Annotated in this window: 2 protein-coding genes; both read right to left on the reverse strand. The window is 58.9% G+C overall.

The features are described from left to right. Positions 1 to 75: 75 nt before the first annotated feature. The gene (gene fhuF, locus J0A65_RS23785; RefSeq protein WP_175253856.1) at positions 76 to 825 is read right to left on the reverse strand and encodes a siderophore-iron reductase FhuF; all 750 of its coding nucleotides are present in this window, start codon (positions 823 to 825) and stop codon (positions 76 to 78) included. 31 nt (positions 826 to 856) lie between these two features. Further along, on the reverse strand, positions 857 to 1,119 hold a 263-nt coding region (locus tag J0A65_RS23790), incomplete at its 5' end, for a GNAT family N-acetyltransferase (RefSeq protein WP_206596749.1).

A 1,119-nucleotide genomic window follows, 5' to 3' on the forward strand; every position in this document is an offset into this window, starting at 1 on the left:
TCTACGGCGTACCCATGGGGATAATCACCAATCCTGCGGACTGATCGCCGATCAGCTACAAGCAAGGAGCAAAGGCTAGCGATCATCGGTATAAGGTAGAGGCTGATCCAGCAAGGGGCAGTTATCGCAATGCTCGAGGTTCTCGAGGCGATAACGAATGCAACACACCCTACGCTGGCGCCAGAGACCGTCGGGACGCAGCTCCTGACTTACCTGCAGATACCGAATCGGCCTGAACAGGGGGTTGCGAACACCATCGGCGCATCGCTCCTGTTCCATCAGCTCATGGCCATGAACCAATAACGACGAGGGCAAGACCTTGCCCATTTCACCGACGAACCACTCCAGGTAGTTACCGGCGTTGCTCCAGAGCACCTTGGGTGACAGCCTTGCCTCCGTCGCCAGTATCTGGATAAACGCTTGCAGATGCCCGGTCAGCTCGGCGAAGCGCTGAAAGGCATCAGCCGGTGGAACAGCAAAGGGTTCACCATCGTCGGGTAACTTGAACGCCTGTGGCAGCCCCTGCTCGTCCAACACCACCTCAATCGCATCGAGCGCCAACGGTAAACGACGTCCCAACACCAGCGCGGCAGCGACCACTGGAGGAATCAGTCGAACCAGATAGTGCTTGGACCACTGCGAGGCCAGTGCTCGGCGGTCCTGCCCGACATGCAAGGGGTCGAACCGCTGCAGTACCGCATCGAGCTGAGCCGTATGCAGGAGTTGGCGCACCGGCAGCGACGGACGCGGGTCTTCAAAGGTAGTCAGCACGTCGCGATAACTCGCGAACTCGCCAAAAAACAGTGGAGCAAGAGCTGCGATCATCGCCCCCCCCTGCGAATTCGGGAGAACCAACTCAGCACAATCGGCATCGCTCGAAGAAACGCTCGCGACTCTGCACCATCAACGCAGCGCGCTTGTGCGGAAAATCGAATTCCTTCTCCTGCCAGAAGCCGAGACGCTGCATATGGCCAATCATCCGCCGATTGTCGGCACGCGGCTCAGCGACGATGCGCTGGGTACGCGGTTCATCCAGCAACAGATAATGCACCAGAGCCGATAGCCAGCTTTCCACCTTGTGCGGCCCGCGATGATCCTCCTCGCCAACCAGCATGTGAA

This window comes from Bowmanella yangjiangensis, assembly GCF_017255015.1.
GTDB classification, from domain to species: Bacteria; Pseudomonadota; Gammaproteobacteria; order Enterobacterales; family Alteromonadaceae; genus Bowmanella; species Bowmanella yangjiangensis.